The organism is Kitasatospora sp. NPDC022785 (genome assembly GCF_055561295.1).
The window spans coordinates 159,946-184,833 of record NZ_JBVHHB010000015.1 but is presented as its reverse complement, the minus strand read 5'-3'; the positions used below and the strand labels follow the sequence as shown (position 1 = coordinate 184,833).

Below are 24,888 nucleotides of genomic sequence, written 5' to 3'. Positions count from 1 at the left end.
GTACGGGGCCTTGGGAGTACGCCTCTGCGTCGTGAAGTCGACGTGGACCAGGCCAAGGCGCTGACCGAACCCCTCGGCCCCGGGTCGGCCCGGTCGTGCTTGAGACGCGGTGCATCGGTCAAGCCTCCCCCTTGCACACATCGCTCCGCCGGTGGCGTCCCGAAGATCCGCAGGGACGGAGGCTGCCCTCGGCGAGGGCCTTGTCGAGGTGGATGTCCCGGGTCGGCGCGGAGACCCGCCAACTGCCGGTCTCCGGATCGCCTGCCTGTTCCAGGTGCTGAAAAACCCGTGCTGCTCATGCGGAGGAGATCGGGCATTGACACCTCCAGCGACATGATCAATCATCAAGCGAGACGCTGGATCAGAACGGCGACCAACCTTTCTCCCTGTTCAGACAGTTGGCCGTTGACTGCCTGTCCTGCCAGGAAATGAGCACGCGGTGGGTGAGATGGTGGATACACGCCGTGCCGAACATCCGCTCCGCCGAGGGGCACTTGTGGAAGGAGGCGGCCGTTCCGCCCGCGCCGGCCATACGCGGTCTCCGCTCATCGGCAGGCACTGAGTCCGCCTGAACGAGGAACAGCCCGGCGACCCATTGTGGGCGCACCGCTGATAGGCACACCAGGTGTCCGCAGTCCGAGCGGCGCACCCGTCGAATAGTCATTCATCCCCTCGCGCCCGCCGCCGGGCCAGTGAGTTGTTTTCTCACGCCTCCCCAACTGTCCTCCAATCAGAGGAAAGAGCTGGCTTTGCCGACGATACGCACCTCCCCTTCGACCACCAGCAGCCACCGCGACGGGGCACGGCACGACTCAGACGAATCGGCGGCGGCCCGCCGGGACGAACCGCAGCCGCTCTCCTTCGCGCAGCAAAGGCTCTGGACGCTGGCTCAGCTGACCGGCGCCGGCGAGGCCTACAACGAGTCGGTCGTCCACCGGCTGCGCGGGCCGCTGGACCATGGGGTGCTGGCCCGGGCGCTGGACACGATCGTCGTACGGCACGAGGTGCTGCGGACCCGCCTGGTCCCCACGGACGGCGACGTGCACCAGTGGATCGATCGGCCGGGTATCGGGTACCAGCTCCTGACGGACGATCTGACCGGTGTCCCCGATCCCGAAGCGCGGCTGGCCGCCCTGCAACGTGCGGAAGCCACCGCACCATTCGATCAGGCCAGCGGCCCGCTGGCCCGTGGCCGCCTGGTCACCTTGGCCGCGGATCATCACGCGTTGCTGCTCACGATGCATCACACGGTGTTCGACGGATCGTCCATGGACGTCATGATGCGCGAACTCACCGTGCTCTACTCGGCGTTCCTCCGCGGCGACGACGACCCGTTGCCACCGCTGCCCCTCCAGTACGCCGACTACGCCCGCCGCCAGCGCGAGTGGATGGACAGCGAGGAGCAGACCTCCCAGGCCGCGTACTGGCAGCAGAACCTGGCCGGTGCCCCGCCCTTGCTCGAACTGCCGACCGACCGGCCTCGCCCGCCCGAGCAGAACTATCACGGCGGCCGGGTGGCGATCACCCTGGACGAGGAGCTGACGGCCGGCCTGCGGACGCTCGCGCGGCGGCACGGCGGCACCCTCTTCGTCGCCGCGCTGACGGGCTGGTCCCTCATGCTGTCGCGGCTGGCCGGAGAGACCGACATCGTGGTCGGCGTACCGACGGCGAACCGCCGCAGCCGTGATCTCGCCGGACTCATCGGTTTCTTCGTCAACTCCCTGGCCGTGCGGGTCGACCTGTCCGGTGCACCGACGGTCTCCACCGCGCTGGGTCGGACACGCGCCGCCGTCCGTGGGGCGTTGGACCACCAGGACCTGCCGTTCGAGCGTGTCGTGGAGTTGGTCAACCCGCCGCGCAGCAACGCCCATTCGCCGCTGTTCCAGACCATGTTCGCCTGGCAGCCGTCGCGAACCGGCCTGTTGGACCTGCCGGACGTCGAGGCGGAGCCCCTCGAAATCCCCTTCGCAGCCGCCAAGTTCGACCTCGCCCTGTCGCTGGCCGAGGAGAACGGCCGTCTGGTCGGCCATCTCGACTACGCCACCGCCCTGTTCGACCATGACAGCGCCGAACGCTATGCGGGCTACCTGCGACGAGTGCTGGCCCAGATGGTGGACGAGCCCGACGTGCAGGTCGCGGAGCTCGCGCTGATGGACTCGGACGAGCGGCACCGGCTGCTCACGGACTGGGACGCCACCCAGGGCGCCGAAGCCGTACCGCCCTCCGGGCTGGGCGGCCTGATCGAGCGCTTCGAAGCGCAGGCGCGGGCCCGCCCGGATGGACCGGCGCTCGTCTGTGCCGGTGAGCGAACCGACTACGCCACGCTGGAGCGGCGCGCCAACCGGTTGGCGCACGCGCTGATCGCGCGCGGGATCGGACCCGACCAGGTGGTCGGCCTGCACGCCGGACGGTCCACGGAACTGGTCGTGGGTGTCCTCGGCATCGTCAAGGCGGGTGCCGCCTTCCTCCCGCTCGATCCCGGTCAGCCCACCGAGCGGCTGACCGCCATGGTGGCGGACGCCGCGCCGGCCCTGGTACTGAGCACCGCGACCTCCAAGGACGGCTGGCAGGACCTGCGCACGGTCGAGGCGGAGGGTGTACGTGACGACGCCCCAGCGATCGCGGTCGGCCCGTCGCACCTGGCCTACGTGCTTTACACCTCGGGCTCCACCGGCCGCCCCAAGGGCGTCGCGGTGACGCACGGCAGTGTGCTCAACCTCTTCGACACCTGGCTCGCCCGGTTCGGCGCGACACCCGGTGAGGCGACTTCCGCGTGGTCCAGCATCGGCTTCGACGCGACGATCCACGAGATCCTGCTACCGCTCACCACGGGTGCCGTGCTGCACGTCGTCCCCGACGACCTGCGCGCCGACCCCGAGGCGCTGATGGAGTGGATGCGCCGGCACCGCATCGTCCAGGCGTTCCTGCCTCCGGCGTACATCCGGTGGATCGACGAGGCACCCGAGGAGCGCCTGGCGGGTCTCGCCCTGCGCCAGCTGCTGACCGGCGTGGAGTCCCTCCCCGAGATCGCGCTCCACCGCATGACGCAGGTGCTGCCCGGCCTGCGGATCTGCTACGGCTACGGCCCCACCGAGAGCACGCTCTACTGCACCTTCTACACCGACCCGCAGCCCCTCGACCGACCTTGCCCGATCGGCCGGCCGCTGGGCAACACCCGCCTCTACCTGCTCGACGAACGGCTCCAGCCGGTGCCCGCCGGGGTCACGGGAGAGGTCTGGACCGGTGGCGCCGGACTCGCCGCGGGCTACCTGAACCGGCCGGACCTGACGGACGAACGGTTCCTCCCCGACCCCTTCGTACCGGGTGAGCGCATCTACCGCACCGGCGACCTCGCCCGCCGACTCCCCGACGGCAACGCCGAGTTCCTGGGCCGCCGTGACGATCAGGTCAAACTGCGCGGCTTCCGGATCGAGCCCCGTGAGGTGGAGGCGGCACTGCTGGCCGTGTCCGGTGTGCGCGAAGCGGCCGTCCTCGCCGACCGCGACGAGGCCGGCGAACTGCGCCTGGTGGCCACCATCGGCCGGGGCGGCGCCGAGCCGAGGCAGCCGCACGAGTGGCGCGCCGCGCTGTCCGAGCGGCTGCCGGACTACATGATTCCCGCGCTCTTCGTCGAACTGCCCGCGCTGCCGCGGGGCCGCAGCGGCAAGCTGGACCGCGCCGAACTACTGCGGCAGGCCCGGGCGGCCGTCCCACGGCAGGTCAACACGGCCACCCCGCGCGACCACGTCGAGATGGCCCTCTACCGTATCTGGAAGCGCGTGCTGCTGCACCCCGCGATCGGCATCACCGACAACTTCTTCGAGATCGGCGGCACTTCGATCTCCGCCATCAAGGTGGCGGCCGCCGTCCGCGAGGAGTTCGGCGACAGCCTGCCCATCCGTGACGTCATCGCGCACCCGACAATCGAGACGCTGGCCAAGCGCCTGCGCACCGGCGCGGCCCGGCAGCGGAGCGGCAGCCTGATCGAGTTCCGTGCGGGCGACGGACGCCGGCGGGTGGTCTGCGTCCACCCAGCCGGCGGCACCGCCTTCTGCTACCTCTCGCTTGCCGCCGCGCTGCCGGAGGAGATCGGCGTGTACGGCATCCAGTCACCCGGCCTGGACCCCGGCGAAACGCCGCTGCCCACCGTCGAGGCCATGGCGCGGCACTACCTGGAGCTGGTCGGGCCGCGCGCGGACGAGTCGCTGGTGCTGTGCGGGCTCTCCTACGGCGGACTGGTCGCCCACGAGATGGGACGGCTGCTGGCCGAGGCCGGGCACCCCCGGTTCAGCGTGGTCCTGCTCGACACCCGTGGCACCGACGACCCGCAGGAGCGGGCCGCGATCGAGCCCGTCGAGGCGGCGGACTTCCGCGAGAAGCTGGTCAGGTTCAACGGGATGTACCCGGGCATCGAGGACGACCAGATCGACCGGTACTTCCGGATCTACAACCACAACCGGATGTCCGCCCGCGATTACCTCGTGCCGCCGTCACCGGCCCGGCTGGTGTTCGTCCAGGCGTCCGAGGGAGGGGGTGACGAGGCGGCAGAGCGCGAAGCCCGCGCGTTCTGGCAACGGCGCGCCGGCGACGGCCTGTTGGTGGAGCCGGTGGGCTGCAGCCACTGGGACATGCTGGAGAGCGACGCGGTGCCGCGGATCGCGGAGCTGATCGCGGCGGAACTGCCACGGGTGCCGGAGCCGGCCTCCCCCGTGCCGTCGGTGTCCTCGACCGGCGACCTGCACGCCGTGCGGGAGGCGTGATGCGAAGCACTGCCGAACCCGTCACCGCACCGCCCGTCACCGGCCTCGCCCAAGGCGTGCACGCGTGGGCGCTGCAGACCCCCGGCGCGCTCGCGCTGATAGACGGCGACCAGCGGCTCGACTACGCCGCCCTGGACGAGGCCGGAACGGCGGTGGCCGACGGGCTGCGCCGCAGCGGAGTCCAGCCCGGCCAGGCGGTGGCGGTCCACCTCCCCCGCTCCTGGCAGCTGGTCTGCGCCATGCTCGGCGTCCTCCGCGTCGGCGCCAAGGTCGTGCCGCTCGACGCGCAGAGCCCGCCGGAGCGCCGTCGTCACATCCTGACCGACTCCGCCGCCGTGGCACTGATCCACGCGGAGGCAGCACCCGAGGACCTGCCGGAGGGCGTAAGCCCCCTCCCGGCAGCCGCCCTGCTCGCCACCTCGCCCGGCCAACACCCCACGCCGGAGCCCATGTTCACCGGAGCGCCAGTCTCCTTCCTCTTCTACACCTCCGGAACCACCGGCCTCCCCAAGGGAGTGGAGGTGACGGAGAGCGGCGTGCTGCGGCTGGCCCGCCCGGGGTACATCGAGCTGGAGCAGGGTGCGCGCTACGCCTGCATGTCCAACCCCGCGTTCGACGCGCTGAACTTCGAGGTGTGGGCGCCGCTGCTGACCGGTGGCTGCTGCGTGATCATGGACGACGCGGACGTCCAGACCCCGCACCGGCTGGCGGCCGCACTGCTGCGCGATCGGATCGACACCCTCTTCGTCACCGTGGCACTTTTCAACGCCGTGGTGGACGCCGTCCCCGGCTGTTTCGCCGGCGTGGGGCAGGTGCTGGTGGGCGGCGAGCAGCTCAACGCCCACCTGATACACCGCTGGTACCGTCACAACGCGGACAGCCCCACCCGCTTGCACAACATCTACGGCCCGACCGAGACCACCACGTTCGCGCTCTACCACCCCATCCCCCGGGACTTCGCCGCGGACGTCGTCCCGATCGGGCGCCCACTGCCCGACACGCGGGCGGTCCTCGTCGTGCCGGGTACCGACCGGGAGGCCGCACCCGGCGAGGTCGCCGAACTCCACCTGGCCGGAGCCGGTCTGGCGGCCGGCTACCGCAACCTGCCCGAGGAGACCGGACGGCGTTTCGTCCGGCTGCCCTGGTACGACGACGGCCGTGACCTCCACTACCGGACGGGCGACCTGGTCCGTGCCGACCCCGACGGCGTCGTGGAGTACGTCGGACGCGCCGACCGCCAGGTGAAGGTCCGCGGCTTCCGGATCGAACCCGGCGAGCTGGAACGGCAGATCGTCAAGCACCCGGCCGTGCGGCAGGCGTACGTCTGCACCCGCCGCGACGGAGAGTACGGCCCGAACGAGCTGCTCGCCTACCTCGTGCTCGACGGCGAGCTGACCTTCGAGGAGTTCGACCGCCACCTGGCGAGCGGGCTGCCCGCCTACATGCGGCCCCACCACCTCTATCTGCTCGACGCGCTGCCGCTGAACGCCAACGGCAAGGTCGACCAGGCCGCGCTGCTGAACCGCGACGACCGGGCCTGGCGACGGACGAACGGACCGGGCACCGCCGCGACCGCCTGGCAGCGTGAGGTGCTGGAGCTGGTGGCGGAGGTCCTGGGCATGCCCGACCCCCGGCTCGACGACGGCTGGACCAGCGTCGGCGGCGACTCGCTGAAGGCGCTGCGGCTGCGCTTCGAGGTCAGGCGCCGCTGGGGCTGCGACCTGCCACAGTCCACCGTCCTACGAGGGGACTTCGCCTCGCTCGCCAAGGCCATCGCCACCGCCCGCGCCTCCGGACAGGCGCACTATCCTGTGCCGACCGGGCCCACCGAGGCCCGCACAGCCCCGGCGACCAGCGAGCAGCAGCGGCTGTGGCTCTTCCAGCAGCGCTCACCAGGCTCCCGCGCCTACGACGTGACCACCGCCGTGCGGATCAACGGTCCGGTCGACGCGGCGGCTCTCCGACGGTCGCTTCGACGCCTGGTGAACCAACACCCGGCGCTGCGTACCGGGTTCGAGGCGACGCCCGAGGGCCTGCGCCAGGTGGTGGGCGAGCCGTACGACCCCTGGACCGACCCCGGCACCGGCACGCCCGACGACGAGAACGGCCAACAGGCTTTCGCCGAGGCGTTCTTCGCTCCTGCCTTCGACCTGGCGCGGCCCCGGATGCTGCGCGCCTGCTGGCTGCCGCAGGACGGGGGCGGCGTCCTGCTGCTCCACCTGCACCACATCGCCGTCGACGGCTGGTCGCTCAACGTGCTCTTCCGCGACCTGTCGGCCGGGTACGAGCCCGCCCCGAGCGGCGGGAGCGGACCGCCCCGGGCGCAGCCCACGCCCGCGCTCACGCCGCTGGACTTCGCACACTGGCAGGCCGAGTGGTCCGACCACCCGGGATATCGCGCGCAGCGCGCCGAACTGCTGGCCCACTACGCCGGGTTGGACGACGTCGCCGAGCCGCTGCAGCCGAGCCACGCCCGCCCGTTCTCCGAGGGGCGGCTGCTGCACACCACGCTGGACGTCGTGCGCCGCGCCCACGTCGACCGGCTCTGCAGCGAACTGGGCCTGACCCGCTTCCAGTTGCTGCTGGGCGTCTTCGCCTGGAGCCTGTACGCCGTGACCGGCCGGACCAGGCTGCGGGTGGCCACTCCGGTGGCCAACCGGCCGGTGCAGGAGTTCGAGGCGGGCGTCGGCATGTTCGCGAACACCGTGCTGCTGCCGCTGTCCCTCACCCCCGGTGAGGAGCTGCGCAACCAACTGCGACGCCTGGCCGCTGGGGTGCGCGAGGTGCTGGACCGGCAGGACGTCACGCTGTCCGACGTGCTGGCCGACCTGGGCCCAGCGGCGGGGAAGTCGCCGTTCGACGTCCTCTTCGTCCAGGAGAACACCGACTTCGGGGCACTGGCCCTGCCATCCTGCACCGCCCGCCCGCTGTGGTGGGCGCCGGCCGAGGCCAAGTGCCCCATGACCCTGTTCGTGGTTGAGCACGCCGGTGACCTGGACTGCGTGTGGGAGTACGCCGCCGACCACTTCGACGCCGCCCAGGTCGAGGCGATGGCCGGGCTGTTCCGGCGCGGCCTGGACCTGCTCGCCGCCGACGAGCCCGCCACCGTAGCCGAGTTGGCGGCTCCCTACCGCAACAGCCTGCCGCAGCACGGCGACGGCCCGACGGCGGAGATGACGTACACGACCGTGGCCGACGGCTTCGCCCGGCAGGTCGCCCGGACCCCGGACGCAACCGCCCTGGACGACGGTCTCCGCACGCTGAGTTACGCCGAACTCGACGCCCACGCGGCCGCGCTCGCCGTCGAACTGCGGTCGGCGTGCCCGGCACCGGACGAGGACGACCTCCCGTGCCGCGTCGCGTTGTACTTCGACCCCTGCGTCGAGCACGTGGTGGCACTGCTGGCGCTGGCCCGGCTCAACCTGACGATCGTGCCGCTCGACCCGTCCTACCCGCCGCACCTGCTGCGGCTGATCCTAGAACAGGCGGAGCCGCTGTGCGTTCTGCTGCCGCCGGGCGGTGAGGCGGCGTTCGACGCCGTCGACCCGGGCGGCGTGACGCGACACGCCGTCACGCTGACCCCCGTAGGCACTCCCGCGCCCGCTCTTCCTCCGCACGACGGCATCCGGCCGCTCTACACCCTCTTCACCTCGGGCTCCACCGGGACTCCCAAGGGCGTCCAGGTGTCGGACCGGACCCTGTGCAACCTGCTCCAGTGGCAGGCTGAGGCGGGCGGCCTGGGGGCGCCCGCCGTGACCCAGCAGTTCTCCGCGCTCTCCTTCGACGTCTCCTTCCAGGAGATCTTCGGCACGCTCTGCGGAGGCGGCCGCCTGCACCTGGTGCGGCCCGGCTGGCGGCAGGACGGGCCGGCCCTGTTGGCGCAGCTGGAGTCGGCGGGGGTGGAGCGCGTCTTCATGCCCTACGTGGCCCTGCAACTCCTCGCCGAGCACGCCGTCCACCTCGGTCGTTACCCCGCTCGGCTGCGTGAAGTGGTCACTGCAGGGGAGCAGTTGGTCTGCACCGAGGCCATTCGACGCTGGTTCGCCGGCCTGCCGGGTGCCCGTCTCTTCAACCACTACGGCCCGACCGAGACGCACGTGGTGAGCAGCCTGTGCCTCGAAGGCGACCCCGCTCACTGGCCGGATCGCCCCGCCATCGGCCGACCCGTGGCCGGCGCCGTGCTGCGGGTGGTGGACGAGGCCGACCAGGCCGTCCCGGCCGGCTGCCCCGGCGACCTGCTCATCGGTGGCACGATGGCCGAGCGCTGCTACCTCGGCGAGGACGGACTGGGCGACGGGCGTTTCGTCGAACTGCCGGGCCTGGGGCTGTTCTACCGCAGTGGCGACCGGGCCCGCTTCGACCGGCAGGGCCTGCTGCACTACCTGGGCCGCGACGACCAGCAGATCAAACTGAGCGGTCACCGGCTGGAGTTGGGCTCGATCGAGGTGGCCCTGCTGCGGCACCCGGAGATCGTCAACGCCGTGGTGGCACGCGACGGCAAGCTGCTGGTGGCCTGCTTCCAAGGTCGCGGACGGACACCCACGGCCGGGGAACTCACCGCCCACCTGGCCGCGTTGCTGCCCGCCTACGTACGGATCGACCGCTTCCGGCGTCTGGAGACCCTGCCCCGCACCCCCAGCGGCAAACTCGACCGCGCAGGAGCCCTGCGCTCCCCCGGTGAGGAGCTGCACGGACGTACGGGTGGCGCGCCCGTGCTGTCGGAGCGCGAAGCCCGGCTGGCCGAGGCGTTCGAGGCGGTGACCGGCGCGGCCATCGGCCCCGACCGTTCCTTCTTCGACGCGGGTGCGTCCAGCCTGACGCTGATGCGCTACCACCTTTACTGTACAACGAAGTTGGGTCTGCGCTTCACGGTCGCCGAGCTGTTCGAGCACGTCACCGTACGACGGCTGGCCCGATTCCTCGACGGACCCGGAGGCTCGACCGGTAGCACCGTCGGCACGACGGGTGCTCGGGCCGAGGCCGTGGCGGGTGACGAACCGATCGCGATCATCGGCATGGCCGTACGGCTCCCCGGCGCCCCGGACCTGGCCGCCTTCTGGGAGATGGTGACCGCCGCCGGCCGGGGCATCGAGCACTTCGACGCGGCGGACGGCCTGGTCGGGGCGCGCAGTCAGCTGGACGGACCGCTGGACTTCGACCCGGACCACTTCGGCATCAGCCGCTACGACGCCCGACTGATGGACCCCCAGCAGCGCCACCTGCTGATGGCCTGTACACAGGCGCTGGCCCATGCCGGAATCCACGATCCGTCGTCCGGTCCGCGAGTCGGCCTGATCGCCGGGGCGGGCGAGAACACCTACTTCCAGGCCATGCTGCGGGAGGCCGACCCCGGGTGGCTGCCCGACGGCTTCCGGATGGCCCTGCACCACGAGAAGGACTTCCTCGCGACCAAGGCCGCCTACCATCTCGGGCTGACCGGCCCGGCCTTCACCGCCCAGGCGGCCTGCGCGAGTTCGCTGGTCGCCGTCCACCTCGCCGCGGGCTTGCTCCGCCAGGGCGACGCCGAGGTCATGCTCGCCGGCGGTGTGCTCGTCGACCCGGCCCTGACCGGCGGCTACCGCTACCAGGCCCAGCACATCTTCTCCGTGGACGGCCACTGCCGGCCCTTCAGCGACGACGCGAGCGGCACGATCGGTGCCAGCGGCGTCGGCGTGGTGGTGCTCAAACCGCTGCGGCTCGCCCGGCGCGACGGCGACACCGTCTACGCGGTGATCACGGGCTCCGCGCTGAACAACGACGGCTCCGGCAAGCTCAGTTACAGCGCACCCTCACTCGCCGGCCAACGTGAGGTGATCCGCGCCGCCCTGCGCCGCAGCGGTCGCACCGGCGCGGACCTCGCCTACGTCGAGGCCCACGGCACCGGCACCCGCCTGGGCGACCCGGTCGAGGTCGACGCCCTGCGACAGGCGTTCGGCGTCGCCGATTCCGGCCGCTGCGCGCTGACGTCGGTCAAGAGCCAGATCGGCCACCTGGGTGCCGCCGCCGGTGTCGTCGGCCTGATCCGCGCCACCCTGAGCGTCCACCACGGCCTCATCCCGCCCAACGTCGACTTCCACGCCCTCAACCCGCACATAGCCGCCGACCCGACTCCCTTCTACATCCCCACGACCGGACACAGTTGGCCGACCGACCGTCCCCGGGTGGCAGCCGTCAGCAGCTTCGGCATCGGCGGCACCAACGCCCACGTGGTGCTGGAGGCGCCCGCGCCGACGGTCCCGGCGTCCGCCGCCACGGCGACCGCCCCGGACGGCTGCCTCGTGCTGTCCAGCAGCAGTGCGGCTGCCCTGCGTACCGACGCCGCCCGCATCGCCGACTACCTGGCCGTCCGCCCCGAGGCCTACGGCGAGGTGCTGCGGCACCTGCAGGCCGGCCGGCCGGCCCGGCAGTGGCGGCTGGCAGCAGTCTGTCCCGACGCGTCCGCTGCGGTGGAGTGGTTGCGCACTGCCGCACCGGTCGCGCCGGTGGGAGCGGACGTGGCGTCCGTGCCGACTGCGGGCCGTACGGCGGGCGAGTTGGCCGACGCCTGGGTGGACGGGTGTGAGATCGACTGGCCGCAGGGTCCGGCACAGGCACCGTGGGACTTCCCGCCACCCGCCTTCGGGCTGGCGACGTACGACTTCGAGCGCGCCACGGCTACGGCGCCCCACCCTGGGCCCGAAGGTCCACAGCGACTCGCGGAAACCGACTGGCTGAGCCAGCCTCACTGGGTGCGGCTGCGCCGCGCGACCACCACAGGCGGCCCTCGCAGGTCCGCCGTACTGGTGGTGGTCACGGACGGCCCGGCACCCGCTGCGGCGATCCGGGTGTTCGAGGCAGCCTACGCCCGGGTCGTCCGGGTGAGCGCGACCGACGCCTTCGCCCGGCACGGGGAGGACGTCTTCGAGGTCGATGCGACCGACCCCGCTTCGCTGCGCCGACTGCTCGACGTGGTGACCGCACAGGCGGGACAGCAGGGTGTCGACTGGCTGCACGCGCTGCCCCTGGGCGTCGCGGGCCCGGTCGGCCCGCGCTCCGTGAGGCAGGCCCGCTGGGCGTGCGTCGACGCGCCTGCCGCCCTCGTCCAGGCGCTGGCCGGGATGCCGGGATCACCCCAAGTGCGGCTGTGGTGGCTTTCGTACGGAGCCAGGCCCGTCGAAGGAGCCGTCGAGCGACCGGAGTCGGGCCTGCTCGCCGGAATCAACGAGGTCGCTCCGCAGGAGACTCCCGTGGACGGTCGCTGGGTGGATCTGCCCAGCGCCGCCCTGGCCGACTGGGCGGCGACGCTGACCGCCATGCTCACCGGGGACGGCATCGGGCGCACCAGGCAACTGGCCCTACGGCAGGGCTACTGGTGGCAGCAGGTCACCTCCCCGGTAGCCGTGGCCGAGGCGGTCGCTCCGGCGATCCCGCAGGGGGACGGCGTCCACCTGGTGCTGGGCGGTACTGGCGGTATCGGCGCGAGCGTGTCGGCCTGGCTGCTGGAACAGACTGGGGGTCGGGTCCTGCTGCTGGCCAGACGGCCGCAGCTGCCGGCCCAACTGGCCTGCTGGGCCGACCGGGTGGACCTGATCGAAGGGGATCTCGCCCAGGAAGCCGGGGTGGAGGAAATCCTGCGGCGCGTGGGCGGCCGTACCGCGCGGCTCGATAGTGTGGTCCACGCCGCCGGTGTCGGCACCGGCGGCCTCATCGTCCGACGCGACGCCGCAGCGACCAGCCAGGCAGCCAAGCTCAACGGCGCGCTGCTGGTCGAGCGGCTGATCGAGCAGTACGCACCGGCTCTCGCGGTCTACTGCTCCTCCATGTCAGCCCTGCTGGGCGGGGTCGGCCAGCTCGACTACGCCGCTGCCAACGGCCTGCTCGACGGCTTCGCCCACCACCGGCCCGGCGGCACCGGGACGGGTCCGCAGGCCACCGCGCGGCTCGGCATCGCCTGGGACGTGTGGCGGGAGACGGGTATGGCACTGCGCGCGCCCGCCACGGACGCCCGGCACCAAGCCCATCTGGCGACCGGCTTGACGGCCGACGAGGGAAAGCGGGTGTTCGCCCGCGCCGTGGCTCTCCAGCTACCGCAACTCCTGGTCTCCACCACGGACATCGAGAAGTCTCGGGTGTTCTACACCGCCCCCGCCCCGGCTCCGACCGCCCTGTCCGCCACGACGGCCGAGGAAGCCCTCTCCCCCGCCGACCTCCTCACCGACCGGCTCCGCGAGTGGCTGGGCGTCGAGCACATAGACCCGGATGAAGCCCTGTACGACCTGGGCGCCGACTCGCTGACCATGCTCGACCTGATCGGCTCGGTCAAACAGCACTTCGGCGTCGAACTCGAACTGTCCCGGCTGAGCCACCAGGTCTCCGTCAACGAGATCCTGACCCGGCTCGATGAGGCCGCCCCGCGCGGGGCGGGCGAGGCGGACGACGTGACGGTGGAGATCTGGCAGGAAGGTACCGGGCGCGACGTGCTGTGCCTGGTGCACCCGGTCGGTGGCGACATCCAGGCCTACCGGCCCCTGGTGTCCGCGATCGACCGGCGGCTGACCGTCTGCCTCATCGCCGACCCCGCCCTGCGCCGGACCGGCCCGCACCAACCCGCCCCGCCCGCGTGGCCGCTGGCCGAACGCGCCCGCCGCTACCACGCCGCGCTGCACGGACAGCTCGCCGACGGCACGCGGCGCCTGTACCTGGCGGGCTGGTCCTTCGGCGCCTGGGCGGCGATGGGCATGGCGGCCGAGGCGGAGGCCGCCGGCCGGCCGGCGCAGGGGCTCTACCTGCTCGACCCGCCCGCGCCCGGCTCCGGCCCGCTGTTCCAGGGCTACGACGAGACGCAGCTAGAAGCGGTGTTCGCCCATGAACTCGGCGACAGTGGCGCCACGTTCACCGACGAAGCGAAGGCGTACGCCGAACGGCTCACCCAGTGCTGCCGAGCCAACCTGGCGAGCATGGCCGACCACGAGCTATCGCAACTGTCGGCCACGCCAGGCCAATTGTGGCTGGCGGAACAACCGGTAAGGGGACTTCCCCACCAGGGCACGCCGGACGAGCAACTGGCGCTGTGGGAGGAGCACTTCCCGGCGCCGAGCAGCCGGCACCGGCTCGCCACCACCCACTACGGCGTCGTCCGGCCGCCGTACGTGCACGCGGTGGCGGCCGCGATCAACGCGGCTCTGGACGAGGTGCCCGAGCCCTCATGACGCCTCGGCCCACCGTCCGCACCTGCCCGGCCGTCACCGGCCGCCCCACCATCGGAGACGCACTACCGTGAGCCCAGCAAACCCCTACCAGGCACTGCCGGTTCGCTCCTTCTGGCGCCCGGCCGTGGCCGAGCCCGACCTGCTCGCCATCGACGGCCTCTGGACACCGAAGTTCGCCCTCGGCCAGGACGATCCCGTCCTGACCGCCGGCTCCTGCTTCGCCGCCCACATCGGCCGCGCCCTGCTGGAACGCGGCATGAACTGGTACGACGCCGAACCGGCCCCTCCCGGGCTGACCGGGGAGCAGCGGAGGAACCGACGCTACGGCCTGTTCTCGTTCCGCACCGGCAACATCTACACCCCCGCCGTCCTGCACCAGTGGCTGTCCTGGGCCTTCGGCCACACCGCCGCACCCCGCACGGCGTGGACGGAGGACGGTCGGCACTACGACCCCTACCGCCCGGCCGTCGAACCGGACGGCTACGCGTCCGCCGAGGAGATGCTGGACGCCCGGGAGGCGACCCTCGCCGCGATCCGCCGTGGCATCACCACGGCGAGCTGCCTGGTCTTCACCCTCGGTCTGACCGAGGCGTGGCGGGACCGCGCCGACGGCACCACCTACCCGGTCTGCCCCGGTACCGTACGCGGCACCTTCGACGCCGATCGGCACGTCCTCCACCACGCCACCTTCGACGAGGTGCACCGCGACCTGCTCGCGGCCATCGCCGTTGCCCGCTCGGCCAATCCGGACCTGCGGATCCTCCTCACCGTCTCGCCGGTCCCGCTCACCGCGACCGCGACGGGCGAGCACGTGCTGAGCGCCAACAGTTACTCCAAGTCCGTCCTGCGTGCGGTCGCCGGGCAGCTGGCTCGGGACCACGCCCACGTCGACTACTTCCCTTCGTACGAGCTCGTCACCGGAACCCCCTTCAAGGGCGCCTGGTACGAGCCGAATCTGCGGACCGTCACCCCCGAGGGCGTCGCCTTCGTCCTGCGCCACTTCCTGGCCGCTTTCGCCGCGCCCGGCCCTGCACCTCGGCCGTCCCTGACCCCCACTGCAGGACCGGGAGGAGACCCCTGTGAAGACGCCGTCCTCGACTACTACCGCCCCCGCTAGGTTCCTGCTGCTCGGCGACTCGCACGCCGGCCCGATCGGGCGGGCCGCTCGCGCGGCCGGCCTGCCCTTCGAGGGCGGACCGCTCGGTGCCGGACGGGAGTTCATCGCCGACTTCTTCGAACCGCGCGACGCGGACCTCGTGTTCCGCACGCCCGAGGCCGAGCAGCACTACCGCGGCTTCCTGTCCAGGTTGCAGGTGGCCGGTCTCGGAGCGGTCGCGGTACCGGTGGTCTCGACCCTCGGGCTCAGCGTCCACTTCGTCGCCACCGCCGACAACTGGCAGCTCTACCGGGGCCCGCACGGTCTGACGCCCGGCTTCCTGTCCAGCGCGCTGTTCGCCGACATCGTCCGCGCCTCGGTCCGCGCCGCGCTGGCCTTCTACAGCCACGCACTCAGCCTGGGCCTGCGGGTGCTGGCCGTGATGCCGCCGCAACGTGTACCGGCGCACGCCGACCCCCTGGTCTTCATGGCGGCACAGGACGTCGTCCGGGATGCGCTGACCAGCCTCGGCGTCGAGATGGTAGACCTGCGGGCCCGGACGACCGACGAACACGGCTTCCAGCGGCCCGAGTTGTGCGAACCCGACGACGCGATCCACGGCAATCTCGCCTTCGGCCGTCTGATCCTGGCCGAACTGCAGGAGCGCGGCCTGTAGTTCTTCCATCCCCGACCCGAATCCCCTCACCCCACTCAGGAGTCCCCCATGGAGCAGTACGAACTCGACGCCGTCAAGCAGCTCACCACGAGGCCCGCGCGGAAGTACCGGACCATCGAGGTGAAGTCCCTCACCCCGGTCATCGGCGCCGAGGTGACCGGCATCGACCTCTCACAGGAACTGCCGGAGGAGCAGCTGGCGGAGCTCAAGTCCGCCTTCCTCGACCACCACGTGCTGGTCCTGCGCGACCAGATCATCACGGCCGAGGACCACAAGCGCCTCGCCGCCCACTTCGGCGAGCTCCGCCCCGTCAACCCGCCTCCGGTGGACGCCGATCCGTACATCCTGGAGATCAGCACCACACCGGAGGCCGAGAACGTGGCCGGCAACGGCTGGCACGCCGACGGCACCGCCGACGCCGAACCCTCCCTCGGGTCGATGCTCTACATCACCCGCATCCCGGAGGGCGGCAGCGGCGGCGACACCCTGTTCGCCAACATGCACCTGGCCTACGAGATGTTGTCGCCGACCATGCGGGAGCTGCTGGACGGTCTGACCGCCGTGCACGACGGCCGGATCGCCTTCCAGGGCTACACCCCGCCGGCCGACTACGTCATCCCGAAGAGCGAACACCCGCTGGTGGTGCGCCACCCGGAGACCGGCCGCAAGATCCTCTACGTCAACCGGGCCTACACCGGGCGCATCCCGCAGCTGTCCGCCGAGGAGAGCCGGGCGCTGCTCGACATGCTCTTCAAGGTCATATCCGAGCGCCCCCTGCTGCACTGCCGCGTCCGCTGGACCCCCAACACGCTGGTCTTCTGGGACAACCGCTGCGTCCAGCACCACGCGACGTACGACTACCACCCCCTCACGCGCTACGGGCAGCGCGTGGCGATCAACGGCGGCCCGCTGATGGGCTGAGGCGGCCCGGGGAGTTCGGTCCGCCGCTCACCGTCAGGCCGCCGCGACCCGGGCCAGACTGTCGGCGAGGCCGTCGGCCAGCCGCGCGCCGACGTCCCTCGTCCTCGTCCGGTCCTGCTCCGCGTGGGCCCGGACGACGGCCCGGACCCGCGCGGCCGGGTACGTGGCGGCGTAGGCCGCCGGGTCCGTGGCCGCCAACGCGCCTGCCACGGCCGGGGCGTTGGCGAGGGCGTTCGCGTCGGCGTGGGCCCGCGCGTTGGCCTCGGTGTTCAGCTCGGCGTAGCTCGCACCGTACGCGGCGGCCTCGGCCTCGCCGTAGCCGTTCGCCAACGCGTACGCGCCCGCCGCCGAGGCGGCCGCGGCGTAGGCGTCGGCATAGGCGTAGGCGTACCCGTACAGCTCCCGCAGCGCGGGCCGGAGCTCGGCGGCCCAGGCCGTCTCGCCGATCCACTCGCCGTTCGACGCCCGCTCGTGCAGGTCCGCCACGGCCTGATGCCGAGCGGCGACCCCACCGCGCCGCTCGCTCGCCTCGACCAGGACCGGCTGCACGCTGCGGTGGTGCCAGTCGTGGACGACGCCGAACGGCACCTCCCCGTCCAGACGCACCAGCTCAAGGTGCACCCGACGCGCCCAATCCCTCGCCGCGTCGGCCTCCATCGCCTCGAAAAGCGCTTCCCCCACGCCCCTGAGCCACTCGGGTCCAGCCGCAGGTCCGTCGGCTCCGAGGGAGGAGAGGAAGGCCTCGAACGTCTCCCGTTCCGTGGCGGCTTCAGGTGTGGTCATGGGCGCGACTCCTGGGCTGGTGATCTGCGGGCCGACGCGGCGAGTGCTGAGCCGTGGTCAACTCCCGAGGGGTGAGTAAGCCGGTGATCATTTTATGAGTCGCGCCGAGTTTTGTGGAGCCTCTGCCGCCAGGCGGGCGGTCAAGTCCCCAGACCTGGGCGGCCATCACCAGAACGACGGGCGAGTCCAGTGCCGATGGATCGCCAGCACGGGTGACGCCGTCCGACTCGGCCCAGCTCGTCAACCAGTTCGCGGCCACGCTGCGGCGTGGTGATCGACATCCTGCCGTCGTCCATCGCCGCCATCTCCTTCTCGACGGCGATGCGCAGCGCGGGGTCGAGTGCCCGCAGGGCGCTCTCGGTGATCCGCATGATCTCGGCCGGGGTCCGCTGCGCAACCACGGGCGCCTGTTCCACGACACCCCGTCAGCCCGGATCGACCCTACGAATGCCACCACAGCCGCTAGCTCAACTGCCCTCTGTGACAACTCGATGATTGATGATCAGGTCGCGATACCAGGCGTACGAGGCCTTCGGCGTGCGGCGCTGCGTCTCGAAGTCGATGTGGACGAGGCCGAAGCGCTGGTAGTAGCCCTCGGCCCGTCGAACGGGGTGTCATTCTACCTCAGAAGCCCGTTTTCCATCGTCAATCCTCTTGCTTACCAAAGTAGTTGGAAACAACGGAAGTCGATGGCACCTCGGTGCAGGCGGCCCGCCCTCCTCAAGGAACAACGTCGAGGACGGCGAGCCGGCCGCCGCGGTCACAAAGGACGCGGTCAACGCCGGTGCTATCGGGCCACCGACCTCGGGTCACACCAGGTCGAGCAACCGCTCGTGGGAGCCGTAGCCGGGGATTCATGTCAGTTCGTCGCGTGCCGGCTGGTCCGGACCAGCCGGCACGTCGGGGAGGCGCAGGAGTTGCGGATGGTGCCGTCCTCGCCGCCCAAGCCATGGCCGTCTTCCGCGCGGGCCTTGATCACCACTGGTCCACGGCCGGCGACAGGCCTGCGGTGCGTGCGGCGACGCCCGCCTGGACTGCGAAGAGGCGGTCCCGCGCGTGCTGGTCGAGCGTGTGGAAGTGGCCGTGCGCCTCGAGGGTGACGAACCCGTGCACGGTGGCCCAGGCCAGCATCAGGGCTTCCGCCGCGTCCGGCACCAGCGGGCTGCCGAGCCGGCCGCGTTCGACCGTGTCGGCGACGAGTTCGACCATGTGCTCCATCGCCCGCCGGCCGGCGGCCACAGTCGGTCCGTCCGGCGGGGCCGCGTACCCGGGCACGGGGGAGCCGAAGATGAGGGCGAAGCGCTCCGGATTCCGCTGCGCCCAGGTGCGGTAGGCAATGCAGGTGGCCACGAAGCGGCCGTTCAGGTCGCCCGGCGGCACGGTCTCGCGGGTCGCCGTCAACGCGTCCGACAGGCTGTCGTACGAGTCGGCGACCAGGGCGGTGAGCAGCTCGTCCCGGTCGGCGAAGTAGCGGTAGAGCGCGGGCGGGGTTATCCCCATGCTGCGGGCGATGTCGGTGAAGCGGAGGTTCGCGGCGCCGCGCTCGACGATCAGGCTCAGGGCCGCGCGCTTGATCTCCTCCACGGTGTCGGCGCGCAGCCGCTCACGGCGGCTCCGCCCCCCGCTCTCGTCGGTCGACCCACCCGTCATCGCATCTCCGTCCGCCCGCCGCGCCAGTCACCGCGTTGACAATCCGTACCCGTCGAGGGAAACGTTACGCTTCATAAGGCGCGTTATGAAGCGTAACGCTTTGCCTGGGGGGCGGAGCCCCTGACGACGCACGGAGGACCACATGTCCCAGGGACTGCGCGAGGATCGGCGGACAGCCGCCGGGGAGAGCGGGTCGCACAGGCCCGGCCCGCTAGGCCGAATAGCCGGTTGGAGCTTCCGGAACCGGGGCCGCACGGTGCTGCTCTGGCTGCTCGCCGCCGGCGCGGCCTTCGGCCTCTCGGCCGGCCTCGGCGCCAAGTACAGCGCCGACTACACCGCGCCCGGCTCGGACTCCAAGCAGGCCCAGCAGCAGCTGACACGGGACTTTCCCGGGCTGGGCGGTGAATCGATCAACCTGGTGCTGACCTCCGACGGCACCGTGACCGACACCGCCACCCGCGACCGGGTCAAGGACCTGCTCGCCCGGATGGCCGAGGTGCCGCACGTCAGAGGCATCGACGACCCGTACGGCCCGCGCGGCAAGGTGTCGGCCGACGGCCGCACCGCCCTCGGGCAGATCCACCTGGACGTCGCCGTCGCCCCCGACATGCCGAAGGCGGAAACCCAACGGCTGGTCGACCTCGCCCGCCCCGTCGGCGGCGGCCTGCGCGTCCACCTCGGCGGCATGACGGTCCAGCAGGCCGAGCAGGGGGCCATCGGCTCGGAGGGCATCGGCATCGCGGCCGCCGCCGTGATCCTGGTGATCACCTTCGGCTCGGTCGTGGCCGCCGGCCTGCCGATGCTCACCGCGCTCGGCGGGCTCGCGGTCAGCAGCGCCCTGCTGCCGGTCCTCGCCGCGATCATGCCGGTCCCGGACTGGTCGACCTCGCTCGCCGCGATGCTGGGCATCGGCGTCGGCATCGACTACGCGCTGCTGCTGGTCACCCGGTTCCGCGAGTGGCGCGCCGAGGGGCTCGAACCCGAAGCCGCCACGGTCGCCGCGCTGGACACCGCGGGGCGCGCGGTCGTGGTCGCCGGAATGACCGTGGTGGTCAGCATGCTCGGGCTGTTCGCGATGGGCCTGTCGTTCATGCGCGGCGCCGCGGTCTCGGCGATCCTCTCCGTGCTCGTCGTGATCGCCGCGTCCGCCACTCTCTTCCCCGCCCTGCTCGGCTACCTCGGCCGACACATCGAGCGCCTCCGGCTGCCCCTGCCCCAGCGCCGCGCCACCCAGGGCGAGAGCTCGGTGGGCGCCGGCTGGCTGCGCTGGAGCAGGCTCGTCGAGCGTCACCGCGTCCTCGGTGCCGTCACCGGGGTCGTCATCCTGCTGGCGCTCGCGGCGCCGTTCCTGGGCGTGCGCTTCGGCTTCCCCGACGCGGGCAACGACCCCGCCGGGCGCTCGAACCGGCTGGCGTACGACGCGGTAGCCGCCGGCTTCGGACCGGGCAGCAACGGACCGCTGGTCCTGGTCGCCGAGTTGGCGCCGGGCACCCCCCCAGAGGCGACAGCCTCGCTGCCCACCGTGCTGAAGGCGGTGCCCGGCGTCACGGCTGTGACCCCTCCGGTGCCCGGCTCCGACGGCCGCTCGCTGCTGCTCACCGTCGTCCCGGAGAGCGGTCCGCAGTCCAGCGCCACCAAGACCCTGGTCCGCGACCTCCGTGATCACGTCATCCCGGGTGCGGTCGGCCCCGGGGTCCGGGTGCACGTAGGCGGGGCGACCGCCAGCGCGATCGACAGCACCGACAACATCGCCCGCCGAATCCCGCTTCTCGTCGGCGGCGTGGTCACGGTGTCGATGCTCCTGCTCCTGGTGTCCTTCCGCAGCCTCGCCGTCGCCCTCAAGGCCGCTGTGATGAACCTGCTCTCCGTCGGCGCCGCGTACGGCGTGGTCGCCCTCGTCCTCGAAGGCGGCACCGCCGGCCGACTGATCGGCATCGACAGCCCCACCCCGCTGCCGGCCTTCGTCCCGGTGCTGACCTTCGCCGTCCTGTTCGGCCTCTCGATGGACTACGAGGTCTTCCTGGTGAGTCGGATGCGTGAGGCCTGGCTCCGCACCAACGACAACGCGGAGTCCATCGTCAGCGGACTGGCGGGCACCGCGCGGGTGATCACCGCGGCGGCGGCCATCATGGTCGCCGTGTTCGCGGCCTTCGTCCCGTCGCCCGACCTGCCGATCAAGGTCATCGGCGTCGGCATGGGGTCGGCCATCCTGATCGACGCCACGCTGGTCCGACTGCTGCTGGTACCGGCCGTGATGCACCTGCTCGGCCGCGGCAACTGGTGGCTGCCGAGCTGGCTGGACGGCCGTCTGCCCCACCTCCACGTCGAAGGACACACCGAGTACTACGAGCCGGAGCCCGCCCCCGAGGCGCCCCGCTCCCCGGCGGTGGTCGGCTAGTGGCACCAGCGGACCGCGGGCGCCCCACGACACCTGCGGTCCGCTGGTCACGGCGGAAGGCGGCGAGCGGCACCAGCATCCAGGCGGCCTCGCCGGCCACGATGACCGCGGAGGGGAACCACACGGGGTGGTCACCGACGAAGGGCGGGATGACGGCCAGCGCGGTCGCCCGGCCCGCTTACTCCGCGAACCTCGCCCGATGGGCAGCGATCACGTCCCGGTACCAGGCGTACGAGGCCTTCGGGGTACGCACCTGCGTCTCGAAGTCGACATGGACGAGGCCGAAGCGCTGGTGGTAGCCCTCGGCCCGTCGGACACCCTGTCATTCTATCCGTGGCGGTGGTCTGCCAGGCCAGCGGCCCGCAACAAGCTGGTACGGCCCGACCTCCGCCGCGGCAGGTATTGGTCGAAGACTCGGCGAAGATCGTGGTCTCCGTGCCTGCCAGCCTGCGCTTCAGCAGTGGCCTGGTAACCATCAGTGGCTCCTCGCGGCTCGCCGTCAGGGCCGTCCTCTGATGGTGGCAACCCAGGCGTATAGGATCACCGCCGCCAAAGTTGAACGGCTGGCTGCAGGGAGGCGGGAAACGCGTGAATCAGTGCACGACCACGGCGAAGACAGGCGGTCGCGCCTGCGGCAGGTCCCAGTGGAAGAGCGCGGGCAGCGGAGTGATGCCGGCCTCCAACATCCCGTCCACCAGCCGCTCGTAGAAGTCGAGCCCGGTACCGTTGACCTCGCCCCGGCCGGCCGGCTGCACGCGCGACCAGGCGATCGAGAACCGGTACCCGTCGAGCCCCAGGCCGCGTATCAACCCAGTTGCGGCTGATCCCGTAGTACCGGCAGGTCAGCGAGACGTTCCCGATGACTTCCTCGGCGTTTCTCAAAACCGCCAGGCGTCGCTGGGCCTGGCGGTCCTGCTGCTGTTGCGGCGAAGGGGGCATGGCAGATCTCCGTCACGGTCGGAGGCCCACATGTAACCAACGTCCGGCAGTTTTATGAACTAGTATTCGGAGTTCCGAAGCGGGATAGGCGCATTGAAGACGTCGACGACGAACTCCGAGGTCCCGCTGCCCTCGTAGTCGATGTCGCGGTGGCTGTGGAGCAATGTGTGGACCCTCACCCAGCGTCCTTCGGCGCTGGCGCTGGCTGCCACGCCGAGGGCAGCACGAACGGGCCCGAGACCGGGGTGTGGTTCCTTGCTCGTCCAGGTCTCCAGGAGCTCAACCTCCGCAGGGAGTTCCCACGAGCGCGGCTCGGCGCTGGCGGGCACTGAGACCTCGTCGTTGCGAAGCTGGAGCACCCAGTCGATGTCGCCATCACTGTCGCGCTCGTTCGACATGCGGATTCCCAGGCCGATCGCGTAGGCGCCTTCGAGGTAATCTTCGAGCTCCTCGTCGATCCGACTGAAGTAGACAGCCCCACGAACGATCTCGATCGGCCCGAAGCCGGTGAAGGCACCCATCTGCGGCGGGCACTTCTCCTTGAGGTACTGCTTCGTGGCCATCTGCACGGCCTTGGGGAGGTAGTCCAGTACTACCTGCAACGCGGTGTCGTCGCGGTCCGCCAGGTAGTTGTTTAGGGATCCGACGAGCTGGTCGGTGTGGCGGAGGTCGTCGCCTCCAAGCGTGGTGACCGCCTCCAGACGGTCATAATCGCGGGGCTCCTTGCGGAGGGCGAAAACCCTGCTCCGCCCGGGGCTCGTGTGTGCGATGAACGAGTTGATCACTGTTCGGTCCTGTCAGACGTCTCATGAGCAGTGCCACTGCGCAGGATCGTGCGTCAGCGTCACCACAGGGATAGGGAGAGTCCGCACAGTCACGTGTCGCTCGGACTACAGGTCCGTTCGCATGGTCGACCAGGCGGGGCCGTCAGGCCCGGCACTGAAGCCCGAGCCTGCATCGCGAGGGCAACTTACCACGGGATCGCAGCACTCCCAAGCCCTGTCGATGGAGCAGCTTTGGCTCTCCTGATCGCACCCGTGGCGGCTGGCCGACGCAGAGGAGAGCCCGTGGCTTCGCAGTTCATGACCATCAAGCAGACCGCAGAGCATCTGAACATGTCCGTTCAGTAGGTCTATCGCGAGGCGGCCAAGGTCGGCCTCGTCCCGTACCGCTTCGGGAGCGAGCGCAATGCGAAGCTGCAGTTCAAGGTCGCCGAGGCCAATGCCTGGGTGAAGCAGCAGCGGATGTCCGGCAGTTGATGTCGGGCGGCGAAAGACGTGGGGCCCTGTTCGCCGGCGACCAGGGCCCCACGTGCTTCAGGCTGCGAGGCCGAGGTCGAGGACCTGGGCGGCGTGCCCGATGGAGCCGGGCATGAGGTGGCGGTAGATCTTGAAGGTGACGTCGATGCTCTTGTGCCCCATCCACTCGGCCACGTTGGTGATCGGGATGTTGTGGCTGAGGCAGTTCGAGGCGAAGAAGTGCCGCAGACCGTAGAGCGTCATGCCTTCGGGGATGTCGACGTCGCCTGCCCGCTTGATCCGGTCCCACTGGTTCTGCAGGTAGTAGGACGGGTACGGCTTCGCGATGTCCAGCGGGTGGCGGAGCACGTAGCCGTCGATGGTGCCGTAGGTGTCCGCGTACGAGAGCAGGCTGAGCCGGGTCCGGGCCGGCAGCGGGACGTCCCGGTAGTCACCTTCCTTGCGGTGCTTGAGCGGCGCGCAGTCCTTGGTCGTCTGGTTGACCTGCTCGGTGACGCGGTAGACGTCGTCGGCCACGATATTGTTGACATTGACGGCGAGGGCCTCGCCGTTGCGCAGCCCGCAGCCGCTCGGCGACGAAGTTGAAGGTGTCGTTACCGGCTTCGCGTATCCCTCCGAGTTGGACGATCGAAGGAATAACCGCGCGCTTCGGGTCGTACTGAGGCGGGGTGACGCCGTCGAGCGGGTTCTCGGCGTAGAGGCCGAGGCGGTGGGCGTCGAGCAGGATCGCCTTGAGCTTGTCGAAGGCGTTGGACTGGGTGGCCAGGCCGACGCCGTTGCGCGCCATGGTCCGGATGAAGGCGTCGACGACCTTGTGGTCGAAGGTGGCCATCCGGCGGCTGTGGAACGCGGGGTAGAGGTAGTGCTCCAGCAGGGATTCGAGGTGCCGCAGCGACGCCGGGGCGAGCGCGCGCTGGCCGGCCTTCCACTCCTCGGTGGACGTCCCGAAGTTCATCGCACCGTACTTGCGGTTGCGCTCGGCCTTGCTCTGGTTCCAGGGGTTCTCGCGCTTCGCGCAGTAGATCTCGAGGAGCCGGTCGATCGCCTGGTCCTGGGCGGCGAATCCGGACTCCTCGGTCTGCCTCCCCGCGGCGTTCCGGAAACGGATCTTATAGTCGTGCGGGCACTTCGACCACCGCGCCTGCGGGTGCTCGCACTCCTTGAAGAAGGTGCCCATGCCGCGGGCCAGGGTCCTCGGTGCCGTCGTGTGTGGTCTCC

Annotated in this window: 12 protein-coding genes and 3 pseudogenes; 6 read left to right on the top strand and 9 right to left on the bottom strand. The window is 71.1% G+C overall.

The features are described 5' to 3' along the window. Positions 1-749: 749 nt before the first annotated feature. The 5 genes from ACZ3YO_RS23325 (at position 750) to ACZ3YO_RS23305 (ending at position 16,641) form a co-directional block, all read left to right on the top strand. Positions 750-4,760, top strand: coding sequence for a non-ribosomal peptide synthetase (locus tag ACZ3YO_RS23325; protein ID WP_465572406.1), 4,011 nt, complete (start codon positions 750-752; stop codon positions 4,758-4,760). Further along, entirely contained in the window at positions 4,760-13,948 is a 9,189-nt protein-coding gene (locus tag ACZ3YO_RS23320) for an amino acid adenylation domain-containing protein (RefSeq protein WP_465572404.1), read from the top strand. The genes ACZ3YO_RS23325 and ACZ3YO_RS23320 overlap by 1 nt, the downstream gene beginning before the upstream one ends. Positions 13,949-14,015: 67 nt before the next feature. Beyond that, positions 14,016-15,065, top strand: a complete 1,050-nt coding sequence (locus tag ACZ3YO_RS23315) for a GSCFA domain-containing protein (RefSeq protein WP_465572401.1) — start codon at positions 14,016-14,018, stop codon at positions 15,063-15,065. Next, complete coding sequence (locus ACZ3YO_RS23310; protein ID WP_465572399.1) at positions 15,028-15,720, top strand: hypothetical protein; 693 nt, start codon at positions 15,028-15,030, stop codon at positions 15,718-15,720. The genes ACZ3YO_RS23315 and ACZ3YO_RS23310 overlap by 38 nt, the downstream gene beginning before the upstream one ends. 48 nt (positions 15,721-15,768) lie before the next feature. After that, a complete protein-coding gene (locus tag ACZ3YO_RS23305) occupies positions 15,769-16,641 on the top strand; it encodes a TauD/TfdA dioxygenase family protein (protein ID WP_465572396.1) in 873 nt (290 codons plus the stop codon). Between the two features lie 33 nt (positions 16,642-16,674). On the opposite strand, the gene ACZ3YO_RS23300 is transcribed toward ACZ3YO_RS23305, so the two are convergent. The 4 genes and pseudogenes from ACZ3YO_RS23300 to ACZ3YO_RS23285 form a co-directional block, all read right to left on the bottom strand. Then, positions 16,675-17,424 carry a SpcZ gene (locus ACZ3YO_RS23300; RefSeq protein ID WP_465572393.1) on the bottom strand — a complete coding sequence of 250 codons (750 nt, stop codon included), beginning with the start codon at positions 17,422-17,424 and terminating at the stop codon, positions 16,675-16,677. A 140-nt stretch (positions 17,425-17,564) separates the two neighbouring features. Continuing rightward, on the bottom strand, positions 17,565-17,840 hold the full coding sequence (locus ACZ3YO_RS23295; protein ID WP_465572391.1) for a hypothetical protein: 276 nt from the start codon (positions 17,838-17,840) through the stop codon (positions 17,565-17,567). 51 nt (positions 17,841-17,891) lie between these two features. Continuing rightward, positions 17,892-18,023 (bottom strand): annotated as a pseudogene (locus ACZ3YO_RS23290) (family 1 glycosylhydrolase); the annotation flags it as partial. A 376-nt stretch (positions 18,024-18,399) separates the two neighbouring features. Beyond that, complete coding sequence (locus tag ACZ3YO_RS23285) at positions 18,400-19,074, bottom strand: TetR/AcrR family transcriptional regulator (RefSeq protein ID WP_465572388.1); 675 nt, start codon at positions 19,072-19,074, stop codon at positions 18,400-18,402. Between the two features lie 256 nt (positions 19,075-19,330). On the opposite strand from ACZ3YO_RS23285, the gene ACZ3YO_RS23280 reads away from it, so the two are divergent. Further along, the gene (locus ACZ3YO_RS23280) at positions 19,331-21,472 is read left to right on the top strand and encodes an MMPL family transporter (RefSeq protein WP_465572385.1); all 2,142 of its coding nucleotides are present in this window, start codon (positions 19,331-19,333) and stop codon (positions 21,470-21,472) included. A gap of 178 nt (positions 21,473-21,650) precedes the next feature. Here ACZ3YO_RS23280 and ACZ3YO_RS23275 read toward each other — a convergent pair. The 5 genes and pseudogenes from ACZ3YO_RS23275 to ACZ3YO_RS23255 all read right to left on the bottom strand — a co-directional run. After that, positions 21,651-21,779: pseudogene (locus ACZ3YO_RS23275) on the bottom strand (family 1 glycosylhydrolase); the annotation flags it as partial. A 319-nt stretch (positions 21,780-22,098) separates the two neighbouring features. Further along, positions 22,099-22,284, bottom strand: a pseudogene (locus ACZ3YO_RS23270) (family 1 glycosylhydrolase); the annotation flags it as partial. A 186-nt stretch (positions 22,285-22,470) separates the two neighbouring features. Then, positions 22,471-23,196: a hypothetical protein gene (locus tag ACZ3YO_RS23265; protein WP_465572382.1), complete on the bottom strand. Its 726-nt coding sequence runs from the start codon at positions 23,194-23,196 to the stop codon at positions 22,471-22,473. Between the two features lie 531 nt (positions 23,197-23,727). After that, positions 23,728-24,186, bottom strand: coding sequence for a tyrosine-type recombinase/integrase (locus ACZ3YO_RS23260; protein ID WP_465572379.1), 459 nt, complete (start codon positions 24,184-24,186; stop codon positions 23,728-23,730). Continuing rightward, positions 24,101-24,847 (bottom strand): hypothetical protein, encoded by a 747-nt coding sequence (locus tag ACZ3YO_RS23255; protein ID WP_465572376.1) that lies wholly within the window; start codon positions 24,845-24,847, stop codon positions 24,101-24,103. Before ACZ3YO_RS23255 ends, ACZ3YO_RS23260 begins: the two co-directional genes overlap by 86 nt. Positions 24,848-24,888: the final 41 nt, after the last annotated feature.